General features: G+C 53.4%; 18 protein-coding genes. 8 read left to right on the forward strand and 10 right to left on the reverse strand.

Annotation, left to right across the window (positions count from 1 at the left end; all coding sequences use genetic code 11):
• Positions 1–161: 161 nt before the first annotated feature.
• Positions 162–1,382 (forward strand): O-antigen ligase family protein, encoded by a 1,221-nt coding sequence (locus Q0X64_RS13140; RefSeq protein ID WP_297814009.1) that lies wholly within the window; start codon positions 162–164, stop codon positions 1,380–1,382.
• Here the strand turns inward: Q0X64_RS13140 and Q0X64_RS13145 are convergent.
• Genes Q0X64_RS13145 through Q0X64_RS13170 form a run of 6 tightly spaced genes read right to left on the reverse strand, consistent with a single transcriptional unit; the run spans position 1,374 to position 6,789 of the window.
• Positions 1,374–2,495 carry a glycosyltransferase gene (locus Q0X64_RS13145; protein WP_297814012.1) on the reverse strand — a complete coding sequence of 374 codons (1,122 nt, stop codon included), beginning with the start codon at positions 2,493–2,495 and terminating at the stop codon, positions 1,374–1,376. The two genes, Q0X64_RS13140 and Q0X64_RS13145, sit on opposite strands and share 9 nt — an antisense overlap.
• A 48-nt stretch (positions 2,496–2,543) precedes the next feature.
• Positions 2,544–3,353 (reverse strand): glycosyltransferase, encoded by an 810-nt coding sequence (locus Q0X64_RS13150; protein ID WP_297814015.1) that lies wholly within the window; start codon positions 3,351–3,353, stop codon positions 2,544–2,546.
• A gap of 20 nt (positions 3,354–3,373) precedes the next feature.
• Positions 3,374–4,405 (reverse strand): lipopolysaccharide heptosyltransferase II, encoded by a 1,032-nt coding sequence (waaF, locus tag Q0X64_RS13155; protein ID WP_297814017.1) that lies wholly within the window; start codon positions 4,403–4,405, stop codon positions 3,374–3,376.
• Position 4,406: 1 nt separating this feature from the next.
• Entirely contained in the window at positions 4,407–5,213 is an 807-nt protein-coding gene (locus tag Q0X64_RS13160; protein ID WP_297814020.1) for a ZIP family metal transporter, read from the reverse strand.
• Between the two features lie 38 nt (positions 5,214–5,251).
• Positions 5,252–5,998, reverse strand: a complete 747-nt coding sequence (pgeF, locus tag Q0X64_RS13165; RefSeq protein WP_297814023.1) for a peptidoglycan editing factor PgeF — start codon at positions 5,996–5,998, stop codon at positions 5,252–5,254.
• On the reverse strand, positions 5,995–6,789 hold the full coding sequence (locus Q0X64_RS13170) for an inositol monophosphatase family protein (protein ID WP_297814026.1): 795 nt from the start codon (positions 6,787–6,789) through the stop codon (positions 5,995–5,997). Before Q0X64_RS13170 ends, pgeF begins: the two co-directional genes overlap by 4 nt.
• A gap of 98 nt (positions 6,790–6,887) precedes the next feature.
• Here Q0X64_RS13170 and Q0X64_RS13175 point away from each other — a divergent pair, with 98 nt between their 5' ends.
• From Q0X64_RS13175 to pmbA, 7 genes are read left to right on the forward strand one after another with little or no spacing between them, the layout of a single operon-like run.
• Positions 6,888–7,616 (forward strand): 16S rRNA (uracil(1498)-N(3))-methyltransferase, encoded by a 729-nt coding sequence (locus Q0X64_RS13175; protein ID WP_297814029.1) that lies wholly within the window; start codon positions 6,888–6,890, stop codon positions 7,614–7,616.
• A complete protein-coding gene (locus Q0X64_RS13180) occupies positions 7,613–7,924 on the forward strand; it encodes a DUF3301 domain-containing protein (protein ID WP_297814032.1) in 312 nt (103 codons plus the stop codon). Before Q0X64_RS13175 ends, Q0X64_RS13180 begins: the two co-directional genes overlap by 4 nt.
• 20 nt (positions 7,925–7,944) lie before the next feature.
• Positions 7,945–8,946 carry a response regulator gene (locus Q0X64_RS13185; protein ID WP_297814034.1) on the forward strand — a complete coding sequence of 334 codons (1,002 nt, stop codon included), beginning with the start codon at positions 7,945–7,947 and terminating at the stop codon, positions 8,944–8,946.
• Between the two features lie 7 nt (positions 8,947–8,953).
• Positions 8,954–9,790, forward strand: a complete 837-nt coding sequence (gene prmC, locus Q0X64_RS13190) for a peptide chain release factor N(5)-glutamine methyltransferase (protein ID WP_297814036.1) — start codon at positions 8,954–8,956, stop codon at positions 9,788–9,790.
• Between the two features lie 42 nt (positions 9,791–9,832).
• Complete coding sequence (gene moeB, locus Q0X64_RS13195; protein WP_297814038.1) at positions 9,833–10,582, forward strand: molybdopterin-synthase adenylyltransferase MoeB; 750 nt, start codon at positions 9,833–9,835, stop codon at positions 10,580–10,582.
• A gap of 53 nt (positions 10,583–10,635) precedes the next feature.
• Positions 10,636–11,043, forward strand: coding sequence for a M67 family metallopeptidase (locus Q0X64_RS13200; protein WP_297814039.1), 408 nt, complete (start codon positions 10,636–10,638; stop codon positions 11,041–11,043).
• Positions 11,040–12,374, forward strand: coding sequence for a metalloprotease PmbA (gene pmbA / locus Q0X64_RS13205; protein WP_297814040.1), 1,335 nt, complete (start codon positions 11,040–11,042; stop codon positions 12,372–12,374). Before Q0X64_RS13200 ends, pmbA begins: the two co-directional genes overlap by 4 nt.
• 16 nt (positions 12,375–12,390) lie before the next feature.
• On the opposite strand, the gene Q0X64_RS13210 is transcribed toward pmbA, so the two are convergent.
• The 4 genes from Q0X64_RS13210 to Q0X64_RS13225 are packed head-to-tail and all read right to left on the reverse strand — an operon-like array spanning position 12,391 to position 15,737.
• The gene (locus tag Q0X64_RS13210) at positions 12,391–14,574 is read right to left on the reverse strand and encodes a PilZ domain-containing protein (RefSeq protein ID WP_297814041.1); all 2,184 of its coding nucleotides are present in this window, start codon (positions 14,572–14,574) and stop codon (positions 12,391–12,393) included.
• Positions 14,575–14,576: 2 nt separating this feature from the next.
• Positions 14,577–14,846 (reverse strand): BolA family protein, encoded by a 270-nt coding sequence (locus Q0X64_RS13215; protein WP_297814044.1) that lies wholly within the window; start codon positions 14,844–14,846, stop codon positions 14,577–14,579.
• Complete coding sequence (locus tag Q0X64_RS13220; protein ID WP_297814088.1) at positions 14,843–15,142, reverse strand: YciI family protein; 300 nt, start codon at positions 15,140–15,142, stop codon at positions 14,843–14,845. The genes Q0X64_RS13215 and Q0X64_RS13220 overlap by 4 nt, the downstream gene beginning before the upstream one ends.
• Before the next feature lie 16 nt (positions 15,143–15,158).
• Positions 15,159–15,737, reverse strand: coding sequence for a septation protein A (locus tag Q0X64_RS13225; protein WP_297814047.1), 579 nt, complete (start codon positions 15,735–15,737; stop codon positions 15,159–15,161).
• Positions 15,738–15,761: the final 24 nt, after the last annotated feature.

Raw genomic sequence — 15,761 nt, forward strand, 5'->3', positions numbered from 1 at the left:
AAGTTCATTCATCTTGGCTGCCAGTTGGACTTGCGCCTTGATTGAGCGCGGAGGCCATGCCTTTGATGCAAAAATAACAACAAGAATTTCAACAGTCTATGGTTTACTGCTGCAGGTAGAGTGGAACCATCATGGAAGGTGGGAAGATTTAGTGAGAGTTTATGAAAAAAGCTGATTTCGGGGAGCAGAGCCTGCCGGGTCGCCTCCCTGGTTTGACATCAGTCATGCCGCTTTTAGCTATGTTCTGGCTGGCAGGCTACTTTTTCTTCCCCACCAATAAACTGCATTATCAGTTTTTTATTCTGATTTTTGTCGTCGGTGCATTGTTGCTGGGATTTCAGCGGCAGGTGAATTGGCGACAACTGTCCGGTTCAAGATTACTTCAGTTATTGGCTGTTTTCAGTTCATATCACCTACTGAGTCTTTTCTGGTCATTTAATACCCCGCTGGATGACAGAGTCGGCGAGATAAAAAGTGTGGTTTATCTACTCTGCTTCACGGTGATAATGAGATTCAGCCTGTCTCAGTCCAGTGACTACTTGAGCAGGCTTTTTAAAGTCCTTATTGCCGTCAGTACGCTATCGTTGATAGCCAGTCTGTGCTGGTTTTTCCTGATAGAGTCGCAGACGCTGGCATCACGGTTTCATGGCATCGGCCGCCTCTGGAATCCGCTTTGGATGGGAGCGATATATGGTGCACTGACAATTATCCTGATTGGGCTGCTGAGTTTTGCCAGCCTGTCACGAAGGCAAATGACAACCCTGTTGTTGTTAGTGGCATTGATGTTCGCGGGTGTAGTGGCTACCCACTCCAGAATGGCCATCGTAGCTACACTACTTGTGGGTTTTTTGTGTTTTTTGATGTCAGCTAAAACCTGGAAAACTAAAGCGCTGGTGACTTCATCTGTGGTGGTTGTCTTGTCTGTCGCTATCTGGACCGGGATGCCCTATTTTAAGAAAGACATTGAACGGGGCCAGAGTCATCGCCTTAATATCTGGAACGGGGCTGTCGAACTGATTCAGGAAAAACCATTATTTGGTTATGGCGCCGGGTCTGACACACCGATTGAATCAACAGTTAAACGTGTTGATGGCTGGCATTACTATCACAATACTTACCTGGCAACCTTGGTTGACCTGGGCGTGGCCGGATTTCTATTGATGATATCGATTCTGGCTTATGCCGTGATGCTTGCCTGGCGCATGCGGGACATTCTCGCGGTGCGTCTGAGTGCTTATGTGCTGATATACAGCGGCATGATCAGCCTGACTTTTGGTGAAGGCATTATCTCCAGAATGAATGTACAGTGGGTCCTGGTGTGGCTACCAATTATTCTCATCAGTCACTACGAAATGCTCGAAAGACGTCGCCGTTCAGACTGAGTCTGGTGAGGCCTCTCCAAGCTGCTGCCTGACACTGGGGATCGCCCAGAACGTTTTCCTGGCTTGCTCATCGGAGAATAATTGCAAGCGTTCACGCATTCTTCCAGAGCGCAAATGATCTTGCTCAGAACGTGATGCATTAATCATTAATGCAGCAAGGGCTTGAACATCCCCAGTGGGAAAGATCGACCCAATACCTTCAATCACTTCCGGGCCGCCGCCGGAGTCACTGCATATCACGGGCACGCCCGCGACCATCGCTTCCAGCAGTACCATTCCAAAAGGTTCGTGATCAGAACTCAGCACGAATAAATCGAATGCGCGGAATGCTTTTCTGGCATCGGGCACCATGCCGGTAAAAATCACATCAGAGGCAATATCTAACTGTTCACAAAGACGCTCCAGCTTCGGCTGGTCTTTACCCGTGCCAATGATCGCCAGCAATGACTGCGCCGGCAATTCAGCTCTTGCCTTGGCAAAAGCTTGGATCAAAGACGCTTGATCCTTGTCAGGGTGAAGTCTGCCCACATTGGCAATCACATAGCTGTCCACAGGAAGGCCCAGTAAGTCACGGGCTTGTTCACGCTCTAGTAACTGCTGGCTGAGTGTTGATGTATCTATGCGGTTGTAGAGGGTGTGCAGTTTTTCAGGCGCCCAGAATGGTAATTTGCACTGAATATCATCCCTAACGGCATTGGAGACAGCAAAAAAAGTTAAACGCTTTTGGTAGAAACGGCTGAGCAGGCGTCTTCCGATGCGGTCAAAATCGCCGAAAGCATGATGAATACTGAATACCGGCAAGTTGGTGCCCATCAAAGCCAGGTAGGTCGCCTTGTTTCTGTGAGCAATACAAACAGAAAAATCATACTGCTCACAGATTGAGCGAATCTCTCTCAGTATGTGGCGTTTGAGGCCGTCGAGTTCATCACGATGATGCCCGAGGAAAATCACCTCATCAGCAGCGGCTGACTGTCTGACACTCGCCTGCTCGTCACCACAAATAAATACGGTGACGACACGATAGTCCGTGCCTGCAAACAGAGCAGCGTATTGGCGGGTACAGTCCAGAAAAGGCTGGTGATAGTTCTGACAGAGTTGTAAGACCGTTTTCAATATCAGTTACCTGGAAGTTAAGCGACTTATACAGAGAATGTTCTGTTGTCAGCTATCGATACTCTTATCCTGCAAAATCTGCATGGCGTTAATACCTCGCATTTTGCGTTGAATGAGTTTCTGATCTTTTTGACTGTTTTTACTGCCCCGTCTCAGTTCAGGATTGAGAATGGATGTGGCGTGGTTGAGATGATCGACATATTTCCCCAGAAATTCTGAGGGCAGAAACTTCATCTTAAATCCGGCCTGCAGCATCTTGTGATGCATTTGTTTACCGGCAGTATCATCGCCGTCCCCGAAGTGCGTGCCAAGACTGCGGATAACATCGGTGCGATACATGGCACAGTGACTTCTCAGATATTGCGCTTTTTTATCAAGACGGTGCGGATTGTAACGTTTGTAACCGAACAGTTTATGCAGCAGATATTTACAGGATTGTTCAAACTTGATGCCAGCCCGACGCAAAGCATTTTTTGACTCAAGCTTCCACGAACCGACCCCCGCAACCGCTTCATCTTCAAACTGGGCAATCAACACTTCCAGCCAATCATGCCGCTTAACAAAGGTATCAGTATGTATTGAAAGCACATAAGGCGTTTTGACCTTTTCCAGCGCCAAATCCAACGCCCGGGAGTGGGCCTGAACACCGGACTCACCCGGCACACAGTCTCGCTCAATCAGTTGAATCCAGTTTAATTTACGGAGATATTCCACAGAGGCATCGCGCGAGTCGTTATCAATAACAACAACATCTGCCAGATCATGATTGGTAAATTTTCTGAGTAAGCGGAGACAGATCGTCGTGATCTCGGGTGTTTTGTAGTTGGGTACAAGAATAGTGACTTTTTTTTCTGACATGTCCATTTCCCTAGCGCTAGTCAAGGTTGTGCTGATTTAATCACCGATAACACCGAATTGATGCTGAGATCCTGCATACAACGATGATGTCCTTCAGGGCAGTGTCGCTGGAAACAGGGCCCACAATCAACATCAATCTGTAGGATGTGAGCATTGTCAGCCAGTGGCGGGGTGAAAGCCGGCGACGTCGGGCCATAGAGTACCACTAATGGGCGTTGCAGCGCCGCGGCAATATGCATCAGGCCGGAGTCATTGCTAACTACCCAGTCGGCAGTATCCAGCAGATCAATAGCCTGTTCCAGTTTGGTTTCCCCGGCCAGGTTATAAAACTGGGACGGGTTGCTGCGAATGCCAGCGGCAATCTGTCCGGCTGTCGCTTGGTCGGCTTTTGAACCCAGCACCAGCACCTGCCAGCCTTGTTGTAATAATGACTCTGCCAATTGGGCGTAATGTGCTGGTGGCCATTGCTTGGCCGGACCGAATTCGGCGCCAGGGCATAAAATCAGCCGTTTCTGTCCTGTTTCGCGTTGCGGATTAATCGATGTGTCGACTGGCTCAGCCTGCATCAGCGGGGCTTTGTAACTGGGCGCAGCTTGGGACTGCGAGGCAGGGTAAGCCAGCGACACAAAACGCTGCACCATCATCGGTAAAGCCAGCTTATCCAGCTTTCGAATGTCGTTAAGCAGGCCATAACGCATTTCACCAAGCCAGCCAGTGCGAACGGGGATGCCTGCAAACCAGGGAATCAACGCTGATTTCCAGGAGTTGGGCAGCACAATAGCCTGATCATAGCCGTGTTCAACCAGTTCTTTACCCAGTTTTCTGCGCATTGACCAGCCAAACACCCCATGGCTGACCGGCATGGAAATCGCCCGGTTTACTTCGGGCATGCGTTGCAATAGCGGCCGGGTCCAATCCATTGCCAGCACATCAATCTGAACCTCAGGATTGTTATCTTTTAGCGCGATAAACAGCGATTGCGCCATGACCATATCACCGACCCAAGAGGGGCCGACAATCAGGATTTTGTTAACAGCGCGATCAGCGTTCACTTTAATGCAGGGTGCTGTGAGTAATAAAAATAAACACGACCCCCAGCGCAATCAGAACGATTTGTTGCAGGGTCTCGCGTGGCTGAACCCGGGAATGCAGGCCCGGAATCAGATCGGCAACAGCGACATAAATAAAGCTGGAGGCGGCGATGACCAGAATGTAGGGCAAGTATTGCTGCATATCGGACAAGGTGAAATAGGCCAGTAATGCACCAGCCAGCGTGCCCAGGCTCGACAAGATGTTGAAGTACAGCGCCTTTTTACGGCTGAAGCCACTGTGCAGCAAAATAACAAAATCCCCCAACTCCTGAGGAATTTCGTGGGCGGCAATCGCCAGCGCGGTGACAATACCCAGGTGGATATCGGTCATAAAAGCCGCGGTGATCAAAATACCATCAACAAAATTATGGATGGTATCGCCAACCAGGATTAATGGCCCGGCGGCTTCGTGTTTATGCGAGTGGCCGCCGTGATGATCCGGCCGGTCCAACTCAGGGATATGGTCTTCGCCGTGATGGCTGTGGCAGTGCCGCCAGAGCACCATTTTTTCCAATACAAAAAACAGCATCAGCCCCAGCAGCAGGGTCAGCCCGATCTGATGCGAATCAACATGGTGCTGATGTTCTATCGCATGCGGTAACAAGCCCAGAAAAGAAGCGCCCAAAAGGGCACCAATGGCAAAGCTGACCAGATGCGGTACGGCGATACTACGGTGGTTCTCTGATAGCAACAAAAAGGAGGAGGCGATGATCACACTGATCAGCCCGCCCAGCAGACTGAAGCCGATGATCCAGAACAATAAATCCATGTCGGTCCAAATAAAAAGCTTAATCGGGTAATGATACCTTATTTGCCACTGATCCAGATAAGAGAAGCCATTCTGCCGGTATCACCATCCCTGCGATAAGAATAAAACTTATCGGCTTCCGAAACCGTGCAATGCTCGCCGCCAAACACCGCAGTGACACCGGCCTGAGCCAGCCGCTGCCGGGCCAGCAGATAAATATCGGCAAGGAAATGATCCGCATCGCGCTGTTGAAAAGCCCGGCTTGCGGCATTGTCGCGTTCACAAAATGCCTCAAACACTTCGCGGCCAACCTCAAACTGCTGCGGACCGATAGCGGGGCCCAACCAGACCAAAATATCTTCCCGTCTGCCGCTAAAGCAGGCAAGGGGCTTTTCCAGTACGCCTGCCAGCAAACCGCGCCAACCGGCATGAGCAGCGGCGACCTGACGGCCACTGCGGTCGGTGAATAAAACCGGCAAACAATCTGCAGTCAGCACCGTGCAGACCTGATCAGGCTGATTGCTGTAACTGGCATCAGCGGAGATAGCCGTGGTCCAGTGACGGGCATCAATCACATCATTCCCATGTACCTGTTGCAGCCATAACGGTTCGGCTGGCAGATGGGCCTGTGTTAACAGACGCTGACGGTTATCAGCCACAGCCTGAGCGTCATCACCGACATGATCACCCAGGTTGAGGCTGTCATAGGGTGGCAGGCTAATGCCGCCCTGGCGATAAGTGGAGAAAGCATGAATGTTTGAAGGGGCGGGCCAGTCAGGCCGGAGCAAAGGCAGGGCGTCCGTCATTGACCGGCCTGTTGCAGGTATTGTTGCCACTGTTCGAATAGCGATTCATCCACGGCAGCACAGGTCGAGCGTGGCTGTAGAGAATGAACAAAGGGCGCATCACCCTGCAAGGTGGCGGCAAAGCCGCCGGCCTCTGCCAGAATCAGATCGGCAGCGGCATAATCCCAGATATGCTGGCTGCCATGCAGATAAAGGTGGCCGCGGCCGGCCGCCAGCCAGCATAATTCCAGCGCGATAGAACCCAGGTTACGCTGCGACCCGTAGGGTCTTTCCACAATCAATTGCTGCGACAAGGCCGCCGGCAGCCGTTTGAAATCAATAAACGCAATGCAGCGTTTTAGTTTGAGTCCGGTGGGCTCAGCGACCAGCGGCTGGTCATTGAGAAAAGCCCCCTGACCGCGCACTGCCGAAAAGCACTCATCGCGAATCGGGTCCAGCACCACACCGGCTTTGACTTCGCCGGACTCAATTAGCGCCAGTGATACGGTAAAAAAAGGCAGGCCTGCAGCAAAATTACTGGTGCCATCCACCGGGTCCAGACACCATAGCGGTTGCCCCGAGTCGAGCAAGGCCTGTTGCTGTTGTGCTGATTGTTCTTCACCCAGCAAGGCGACATCGGGACAAATCTCCGCCAGTCTGTCAGTCAAAGCCTCCTGCATGCTGCGATCGGCCAGGGTAATAATGCTGCCGTCTTTTTTGTACTCTCTGTGTACATTGTTAAATAGGGGTAACAGCGTGGTTTGCGCCACGTCCCTGACGATCTGTTGCAATGACTGCCGGTCAATATCCATGTTCCGGAGTATAACAGGGCCATCAGAATTTAATTCAATCTGAGGCCGGCTCAGGTTAAACTGCATGGCTGAAAACATTTTTAATTTTGCGATTTTGCATGCGTATCCCCCGATTTTACTGTCCACAACTGGGCCAATCTCAAACTGTGATGGCATTACCTGAGTCAGTTCACCGTCACGCGGTACAGGTGCTGAGACTCAAAGCCGGTGCCCCGGTCCGACTGTTTGACGGTCAGGGGCGCGAGCTTGAAGCCACGCTCAGCCTTGTCGAACGTAAACGCTCCGAGGTGCAACTGGATCGTGAGCTTGATATTCAGTCTGAATCGCCGCTGGATATTACTTTGCTGCAGGGCATCTCGCGCGGCGAGCGCATGGATTTTGCCATCCAGAAAGCGGTGGAACTGGGCGTTAAAACTATTATGCCGGTGGTCACCGAGCGCTGTAATGTGCAACTCAGCAAAGAGCGTGCGGAAAAAAGACTCAAACACTGGCAAGGTGTGTTGACCAGTGCCTGTGAACAGAGTGGCAGAGCTTACATGCCGGAACTGTCCCCTGTTACAACGCTGGATGAGGCGATGACCGTAACAGCAGACGATCTGAAACTGGTACTGGATCCGCAGGCCCAGCAGCGTTTTCATAGCTTGCCACAGCCGCAAACGCTGACCCTCCTGATCGGCCCGGAAGGCGGGCTGTCTGACGACGAAATCAGTCAGGCTCAGCAAGCGGATTTTACTGCCGTGCAATTCGGACCACGCATTTTAAGAACTGAAACCGCAGCTGTCGCCGCACTTGCCGTGGTACAAACCCTATGGGGAGATCTGGGATGAACGACAGCACGGTGGTATTACTTTTTCTGGGCCTGCTGGGCTGGCTTTGGTGGGACAGTCGCGGCGTCGCTGAGCGGGCCACAGTAGCGGCACGCAATTATTGCAACAATGCCGGTGTCAGCTTTTTGAACGATACCGTCGCCTGGCAGAAACTTCGCCTGAAACGTAACCGCAGCGGTCGTATGCAGTTGCAGCGCACCTACTTTTTCGAGTTTGCCAGCGATATGCAAGAGCGCTATCGTGGTGAAATCAAAATGCTGGGCAAAAGAGTGGAATCCATCAGTTTGGATCCGTTCCGGATCAGCTGAAACAACGCAGGGGATTGAGCATGCAGACAAAAACGGCTTTGGTGGTCGATGACTCACGTGTTGCCAGACTGACGCTGGGCAAGCTGCTTAAAAGCCACCAGTTCGAGGTTGTCGAGCAGGGCAGTGCGGAAGAGGCCATGAGCTGGCTGCAACAGACGCCGACTCAGCCTGATATTGTGTTTATGGATGTCATGATGGGGGGCATGGACGGGCTTGCCGCCACTCGTCAGCTCAAGGCCGATCCCAATTTGGCAGCTTTACCCGTTATTATTTGCACCGGCAAGGATACCGACGCTGATCTGGAACAGGCACTGGCCAGCGGCGCCAGCGCGGTATTACCGAAACCGCCGGCCGCCGATGCCTTGCAACAATTATTGGATGATATCGCCCAGACCGCGTCTGAAGCAGCGCCAGATGCGACGGCATCCAGCGCACAGAGTGAGGTGGAATTATTGGCTGCCGTGCGGGCAGCACTGTTACCTGAGATTGAGAACAAACTGGCTGCCTCGCTGTCGGCCCTGCAGCAGCAGATCGATCAACAAAAGTCCGCCCAGCAGTCGTCAGGTGGGCTTGATGCCTTGCAGGAAATAGGAGAGAAGCTCAGTGGTTCTGTGCAATCACAGCTGGAGGAGTTCAAGCATTCCCTGTCATCACAAGCCGATGACTTGGTCAGCGGCCCGGCCGCACAAGCGGTAGATAAAGCGGTCGATCAATTGGGACTGCGCGATAAGCTGGAAACCTTGTTTGAAAATGAAGGCCGGCAGTGGCTCAATCAGCAGCAGGCGGCAGTCCGCGAGGCTTTGCAACAGCAACTGATGCAGGATATGAATGCGGTCATTGAGCAAAAGCTGGGCGACTTTCAGGCAAGGCTGGCAAATCAGCAAGAGACCGAACAACAGCAGTTGCTTGCTGAGCAGCAGCAACAGCATGAAGCTATCAAGTCACAGCTTGTTCTGCAGCGAAACTTGTCTTTCGGCGCTGCCGGATTGGCGGTGCTGGCGCTGATTGTGGCGCTGGTCTGATTTAACCATGCAACCCAGTATCAGCGAGGCCAGTGCCTATGGCCGGGCGCGTTTGTCTGAATCCAGCAGTCCAGATGTCGATGTGCAGGTGCTGCTCTGTTATGTGCTGGAATGCAGTCCGGTGAAGTTGATGACGGCGCCTGAAGCCGAGTTAACGGCGGCGCAGTGGCAGCGCTTTGCCGAGTTGATTGAGCGGCGTGAGCAGGGAGAGCCGGTCGCACACCTGACCGGCAGCCGGGGTTTCTGGAGTTTGGACCTGGCAGTGGATGCGTCTACCTTGATCCCCAGGCCGGATACCGAGCTGCTGGTATCGCTGGCGCTGTCCAAGCTTGAGCCCGGCATGTGGGCGGCAGATTTAGGCACCGGCAGCGGCGCGATAGTACTGTCTTTGGCCGCAGAAAAGCCGGATGTTCATTTTGTTGCCACTGATCTGCAGCAGGCCGCGGTGCGGCTGGCACAGAACAATGCCCGGCAGCATCAGATTGAGAATGTGCAGTTTCTGCAGGGCGCCTGGCTTAGTGGTTTCAGGCCGCAGGCTTTTGATCTGATTGTGTCCAACCCCCCCTATATTGAAGCGCATGACCCGCATTTGACACAGGGCGATGTGCGTTTTGAGCCGCGATCAGCGCTGGTGTCGGGAGCGGATGGGCTGATGGATATCAGGCAGATCGTGACGCAGGCCAGCCGCCATCTTAAACCCGGCGGCTGGTTGCTGGTGGAGCATGGCTATGACCAGTCACAACGGGTGCAGCAGCTGTTTCACGAGGCCGGGTTTGATGCGATTACTGCCCACCAGGATTTCGGCGCTCAGGATCGGGCGGTGATGGGCCAGCTTAGCGTCTAGCCGACAGGCGTTATAATGAATACTTTAGCTGATTAATTAGTGATGAACGACGATCAACTTTTACGCTACAGTCGCCATATTCTGTTGCCCCAGGTCGATATTGCCGGTCAGCAGGCTTTGCTCGACAGTCATGTGATGATAGTGGGCCTGGGCGGACTGGGTGCGCCGGTGTCGATGTATCTGGCGGCTGCCGGCGTGGGCAGTTTGACGCTGGTTGATGATGATCAGGTGGAATTATCCAATCTGCAGCGGCAAATCGTTCACGGTCAGCCGGATATTGGCCGTGATAAAGTGGATTCGGCCGCCGATCGGCTGCGGGAACTGAACCCGGATGTCAGCCTGCAGCGGATCAAGCAGCGCATGGACAAAAGCGACCTGGTGTCTGCATGCGAAAAGGTAGATGTGCTGGTGGATTGCAGTGATAACTTCGCCACCCGCTTTCTGCTTAATGAGGTCAGCAAGGCGCAGCAACTCCCATTGGTGTCAGGCGCTGCCATCCGTTTTGAGGGACAGGTCACGGTGTATGATCCGCGCCAGCCGGGCATGCCCTGCTATCGCTGCCTCTATGAAGACAAGGGTGAACTGGAACAGACCTGCAGTGAGAGCGGTATACTAGCGCCTATCCTGTCGATGATTGGTGGCACCCAGGCGGTCGAGACGATCAAACTGTTGATGAATATCGGCGATAGCCTGGCCGGGCGCTTATTGATCCTCGATGCTTTGACCATGAACTGGCGCGAAATCCGAATGAAGCAGGATCCGGACTGTCCTGTCTGTCACCCCGGCCAATAAAGCTGCTGAGACTCAAAGCAAAAAAACAACGTGGCTCAACCACAGGTAAAACAATGACAAGAGAAACCGTTCAAATTCCACGCACTTTAGTCAATCAGTTGTTGCATCAGGCGCAGTTATCACCGTCGCAGGAAGTCTGCGGACTGGTTGGCCAGCGCGATGAACAGAGTGAGTGTTATCCGATTGAAAATGTGGCCACCGATGCCAGCGTCCTGTTTGCACTCAATGCCAGTGAGCAACTGGCGGCATTTAAAAGCATGAAGCAAAAAGGCCAGACCCTGTTTGCCATTTATCACTCACACCCCAGCAGCCCGCCGGTGCCATCCGAAATCGATATTGAAGAAGCCAATTACAGCGAGGCGCTTTATCTCATCATCTCACTCAACACCAAAGGCGTGCTGGAGATGCGCGGCTTTTACCTGAGCGACGGCAACCCCCAAGAAGTTGAATTGATTATATGAACCAAGCATTGATTGAACCGAATCTGGAACAAGCAGCGGAAACAGCGCTGGAGCAGGCAAAGAAGCTGGGTGCCAGCGCTGCTGAGGCGGGGCTGAGTCACAGCAAAGGCTTGTCGGTGACCGTGCGGCAGCGCGAAGTGGAAACGCTGGAACACAACAACGACACGGGACTGGGCATTACCGTTTATTTTGGGCAGAGCAAAGCCTCGGCCAGCACCTCGGACCTGAGTCCCGATGCGATCAAGGAAGCGGTGCAGGCAGCCTGTAATATTGCTCGCCACACACAGGGCGATGAGGCCGCCGGCCTGGCTGATGCGAGCCTGATGGCGAAAGATTTTCCCGAGCTGTCGCTCTATCACCCCTGGGAACTGAGCGTTGATAAGGCGATTGAACTGGCCAGCGAATGCGAAGCCGCCGGGCTGGATTTTGACAGCCGTATCAGTAATTCCGAAGGCGCCACCGTGTCCAGCCATACTGGCAAACGGGTTTATGCCAACAGTCACGGTTTTATGGGCGTCACTGACAGCAGCCGTCATGGCCTGTCTGCCAGCCTGATAGCCCGTGATGAGCGCGGTATGCAGCGTGATTTTTGGTTTGATATGGCGCGGGATGCGGCTGATCTGAACACTGCCAGCAGTATTGGTATCAGGGCAGCTCAGCGCACTTTGTCACGGCTCGGTGCCGGTGAAGTGAAAACCGGGGCTTACCCGGTCGTGTTTGCTGCCGATGTGGCGCCAACCCTGTTTAGTCAGTTGATTTCGGGGATCCGCGGCAGCGCTTTATACCGTAATGCCAGTTTCCTAGTCGACAAACAGGGCGAGCAGATTTTTCCTTCATTCATGCATATTCATGAACAGCCCCACCTGCTCAAAGCCCTGGGGAGTGCTGCATTTGATGCAGAGGGCGTGGCCACCGCCAACCGCGATATCATCCGCGATGGGGTCTTGCAGGGTTATGTGCTGGACAGTTATTCAGCCAGAAGACTGGGACTCACCACCACCGCCAATGCCGGTGGCGTGCATAACCTGAGTGTCGACAGTACCACGGATGCCGATTTTGATGCCCTGGTCAGACAGATGGAAAAAGGCATCATCGTCACTGAAACCATGGGCATGGGCGTCAATATTGTGAACGGTGATTATTCTCAGGGGGCGGCCGGTTTCTGGGTAGAAAACGGTGAAATTCAGTATCCGGTCGATGAGTTCACCATCGCCAGCAGCTTGCAGGATATGTTCAAGGGGATAGTGGCGGTGGGCAGTGATGTCGATGTGCGTGGCAATATCCGCTGCGGCTCGGTATTGCTGGATCGCATGATGATCGCGGCGGCCTGAAGCATCGCTTTATTATCTAATGAGTGTAAAAGGCCGTGACCACATCGCTGATATCGGTCAGCTCGACCATCGCCAGCAACTGGCTTAACTGCTGGCGGATATCACGCACCCGGTGGGCGCGTTGCTGACGCCATTGCTGTAATTGTTCCAGTAAGTCCGTTTCTGACTCACTGTCAGCGGCTTTCAGCACCGAGATCCGGCAGCGAAATACCCGGAAACAGTCTGCGGCCATGCCGCGCTGGATCCAGATGGCTTTATCACGTGGGTCGGCAAAGTCCTGCTCCAATGCCAGCGTCCAGCCCTTGTTGTCATAAGCATATAAAAAACTGTCATAGCAACCATCGTCATGATTATTGGCCTCTTTCAGCACGGCGGCCAGTTTTGCCTGTGCTGCCGCCAGCGCCTGCCACAGGCCGGGATGCTCAGTGGCAAAGTTATCGCGGGTGGCACCAATAAGCTGAAGCTGACGCTGGCCTTGCGGGTTCAGCCCCACAAATACTGGCACACTGTCCATGGTCGGCAGCAAAGCCTGGCCAAATAGATGGCTTTCCGCCGTGCTGATCACGTCGTTTGTGTCAGCGCGCAGCTTGTCTTGGTTCTGTTTGATCACCCAGTCGAAAAACTGATTGAGGCTCTCCGGACAATTGTTTTTGATGCGGGCCAGGCCGATATGCCGTTCACCTTCCCAAATCCTGATGTTTTTTACCTGATAGGGCACGGCAGACAAATTCACTTTTTTAGTCAACGTCTGCCAGCGTGTGAAGTCAAGCTGCAGGCGCTGGTTGAGCGTTATCGGCACATCGGCAGGCAGTTTAATCGCAAGGCCATCGGCAGAGACGTCCACGGTATCCAGCTGCCACTGTTGCTCGCTGGCGTGAACGGTCACCGGGGTGTGAATATGAAAGCGGGTGGTACCTCGCTGGATGAATGATGTCAGCGGCGATGGTGCAGGCAGATCGGCATTGATATAAGATTTGAGGGTTTGCAGCCCTGCCAGTGCTTTGTCGCTATTTTCCCCGACTTTGCGGCTGTGGCGAAACAGCGGTTTCAGATCGATAATGCGCAGCCGCTGAATGATTCGGCGAGCACGCTCGCGCAGCGTCGCCGCATAGTCCGCTTCAAGCGGTTTAATCTGCTGACAGGCTGTTCTGATGGCCTCATCATCCAGATTCAGTAAGGTCGGACGCAGTAACAACAACTGGGCTTGCGGGCGGTCCAGTTGCCACTGAATCAGTTTCGCCACCGCGTGGTGATTATCCTGCGATACGCTGTAGCTCTGATCATCATCAAAAGCGACCAGCAGGTCGGCGCCTTTCTCGCTGAGTTGCAGCGGCAGCGATTGCAGCCAGTGTGCCAGTGAATCCTGGTTTTGCTGCAACAATCCGGGCGCTGAAGGCGACAGGGTCAAAGCCTGCAGCGGCTGCGACAGGCTGGTGGACCCCAACCACAGCACCGGATCGCCCAAGCGGCCCAGCCACAGGCGCTGATAAAACTGTGACTGCAGATTGAACAGCTCGTTATCCACATCCCGTTTTCGCTGAGCGCTTTGCTCGCTTAGCCACTGTTTGAACCACTTTGCAAACGCATCATCAGCCTGGGACTCACGGCGCAACACCACAGTGGTATGTGTATCATCCTGCTCCAGTTTGCTGATCTGGTAACGGACGTCCTGCAGAAGAGGCAGGGCATATTGCTGATATAAATCAGCAAAACTGACGGCAACGTCATCCTCCCGCTGCAGCGAAAAAGTGCGTTTGAGAGAAACCCTAATAGCATTGAGCGAAAGATCGATGCTGTAGCCGTGATAGAGCACATCATCGAGTCGTAATTGCAGCGCGGTGCTGAAAACAATGCGCTCTTCCGCCCGCTGCAGAGGCTGGTCCAGCGCTATCAGCGGCAATCGCTGCTTGTCATCCTGCTCAGTCGCTTGCGATTGCTCCAGTTGTTTTAGCGCCTGAAACAAGGCTTCATAAACGCCGACCGTGTAACGGCCGTCAAAGCGTGCCATTAACTGCTTGGCCAGCAGGTAGGCGCGGTCATCCAGGTAGTGGGTTCGGTTGCCGAACTGATAGGCCTGGCATTCGCCGGGGACTTTGCCGCGTAAATCGATAACCCGCAGACAGTCCTTATTGAGCCGCTGTCTTTCCAACTCCTGCAGAAAAGCCTGGTTCTGCTGTTTGCGGTCGGAAAGCTCGGCCATGGTCAGTCGCCGTGATACTCAGCCGGGGTTTTGGCGCGGATGCTGAGGGCATGGATCTGGCTTTGCATCAGTTCATCAACCTCGGTATAGACCAGCTTGTGACGTTTAAGCAAAGACAGGCCATCAAAAGCTTTGCTGACGATCAGCAAATTGTAATGGCCACCGCCTGTGTTACCGGCATGGCCGGCATGGGCGGCGCTGTCATCTTCGATGTCAATCAGTTCCGGCTCCAGCGTCTGCAGGGCCTGTTTAATCGCGTCAATGGTGCTCATGGTAAAACTTTCTTGAAGGGTTTAACGGTGACCTGCGCATAGACATCGGCGGCTACATAGGGATCGGCATCAGCCCAGGCCTGGGCGGCATTGAGATCGGCAAACTCGGCCACCACCAGGCTGCCACTGAAACCGGCGCTGCCGGGATCGTCACTGTCGACAGCCGGGTGTGGCCCCGCCAGCACCAGCCGCCCCTCATCCTGCAAGGCCTGCAGACGGGACAAGTGGGCAGGTCTGGCCTCAAGCCGGCGGTTCAGGCTGTCACTGTTGTCTTCACTGATAATGGCATAGAGCATGGGCATAAAATATCACCTATTTGGAGACTTCGACCGCGTGGCGGGCCAGATAAATCGACTGAGCAATAACAAAAGCAATGGTCAGGCCCAGCATGCCAAAAAGCTTGAAATTGACCCAAGTGGCTTCGTCAAAGTTGAAAGCGACATAGAGATTGGCAACACCGGAAGCCACGAAAAACAGGATCCAGGCGACATTAAGCCGTGACCAGACTTTGCCCGGTAACTGAATATGCTCGCCCATCATGCGTTCCAGCAGCGACTTGTCTGTGAACAAATAAGCGCCGACAAAGACCAGTGCAAATAACCAGTTGACGGCAGTCGGCTTCCATTTAATAAAGTCAGGGTTTTGCAGCCATAACGTCAGGCCGCCCAGCAGCACGACCAGCACCATGGTGATGATATGGGCCCGCTCTACCGTGCGATGGCGCAGCCAGGTATAACTGACCTGGGCCAGGGTGGCGATAATCATGATGGCAGTGGCTGCGTAGATGCCTTCTACATGATAAGTCTGGCCATTGAAGCTGTAATCGCCGCCACCGAATTTGTAGGCGACAAAAAACAGCACGATAGGTAAAAAATCAAAGAACAGTTTCATTAAAAAGTCAGTTAATTACGGTAT

Source organism: uncultured Methylophaga sp. (assembly GCF_947259025.1).
Lineage (GTDB): Bacteria > Pseudomonadota > Gammaproteobacteria > Nitrosococcales > Methylophagaceae > Methylophaga.

Excerpts from the sequence above, each read along its gene's own strand:
- Q0X64_RS13160 (WP_297814020.1), bottom strand. The coding sequence starts at position 5,213 with ATGGATTTATTGTTCTGGATCATCGGCTTCAGTCTGCTGGGCGGGCTG.
- Q0X64_RS13215 (WP_297814044.1), bottom strand. The coding sequence starts at position 14,846 with ATGAGCACCATTGACGCGATTAAACAGGCCCTGCAGACGCTGGAGCCG.
- moeB (WP_297814038.1), top strand. The coding sequence starts at position 9,833 with ATGAACGACGATCAACTTTTACGCTACAGTCGCCATATTCTGTTGCCC.
- Q0X64_RS13170 (WP_297814026.1), bottom strand. The coding sequence starts at position 6,789 with ATGGATATTGACCGGCAGTCATTGCAACAGATCGTCAGGGACGTGGCG.
- Q0X64_RS13140 (WP_297814009.1), top strand. The coding sequence starts at position 162 with ATGAAAAAAGCTGATTTCGGGGAGCAGAGCCTGCCGGGTCGCCTCCCT.
- Q0X64_RS13220 (WP_297814088.1), bottom strand. The coding sequence starts at position 15,142 with ATGCTCTATGCCATTATCAGTGAAGACAACAGTGACAGCCTGAACCGC.
- Q0X64_RS13150 (WP_297814015.1), bottom strand. The coding sequence starts at position 3,353 with ATGTCAGAAAAAAAAGTCACTATTCTTGTACCCAACTACAAAACACCC.
- Q0X64_RS13175 (WP_297814029.1), top strand. The coding sequence starts at position 6,888 with ATGCGTATCCCCCGATTTTACTGTCCACAACTGGGCCAATCTCAAACT.
- Q0X64_RS13200 (WP_297814039.1), top strand. The coding sequence starts at position 10,636 with ATGACAAGAGAAACCGTTCAAATTCCACGCACTTTAGTCAATCAGTTG.
- pmbA (WP_297814040.1), top strand. The coding sequence starts at position 11,040 with ATGAACCAAGCATTGATTGAACCGAATCTGGAACAAGCAGCGGAAACA.
- pgeF (WP_297814023.1), bottom strand. The coding sequence starts at position 5,998 with ATGACGGACGCCCTGCCTTTGCTCCGGCCTGACTGGCCCGCCCCTTCA.
- prmC (WP_297814036.1), top strand. The coding sequence starts at position 8,954 with ATGCAACCCAGTATCAGCGAGGCCAGTGCCTATGGCCGGGCGCGTTTG.
- Q0X64_RS13180 (WP_297814032.1), top strand. The coding sequence starts at position 7,613 with ATGAACGACAGCACGGTGGTATTACTTTTTCTGGGCCTGCTGGGCTGG.
- Q0X64_RS13225 (WP_297814047.1), bottom strand. The coding sequence starts at position 15,737 with ATGAAACTGTTCTTTGATTTTTTACCTATCGTGCTGTTTTTTGTCGCC.
- Q0X64_RS13185 (WP_297814034.1), top strand. The coding sequence starts at position 7,945 with ATGCAGACAAAAACGGCTTTGGTGGTCGATGACTCACGTGTTGCCAGA.
- Q0X64_RS13210 (WP_297814041.1), bottom strand. The coding sequence starts at position 14,574 with ATGGCCGAGCTTTCCGACCGCAAACAGCAGAACCAGGCTTTTCTGCAG.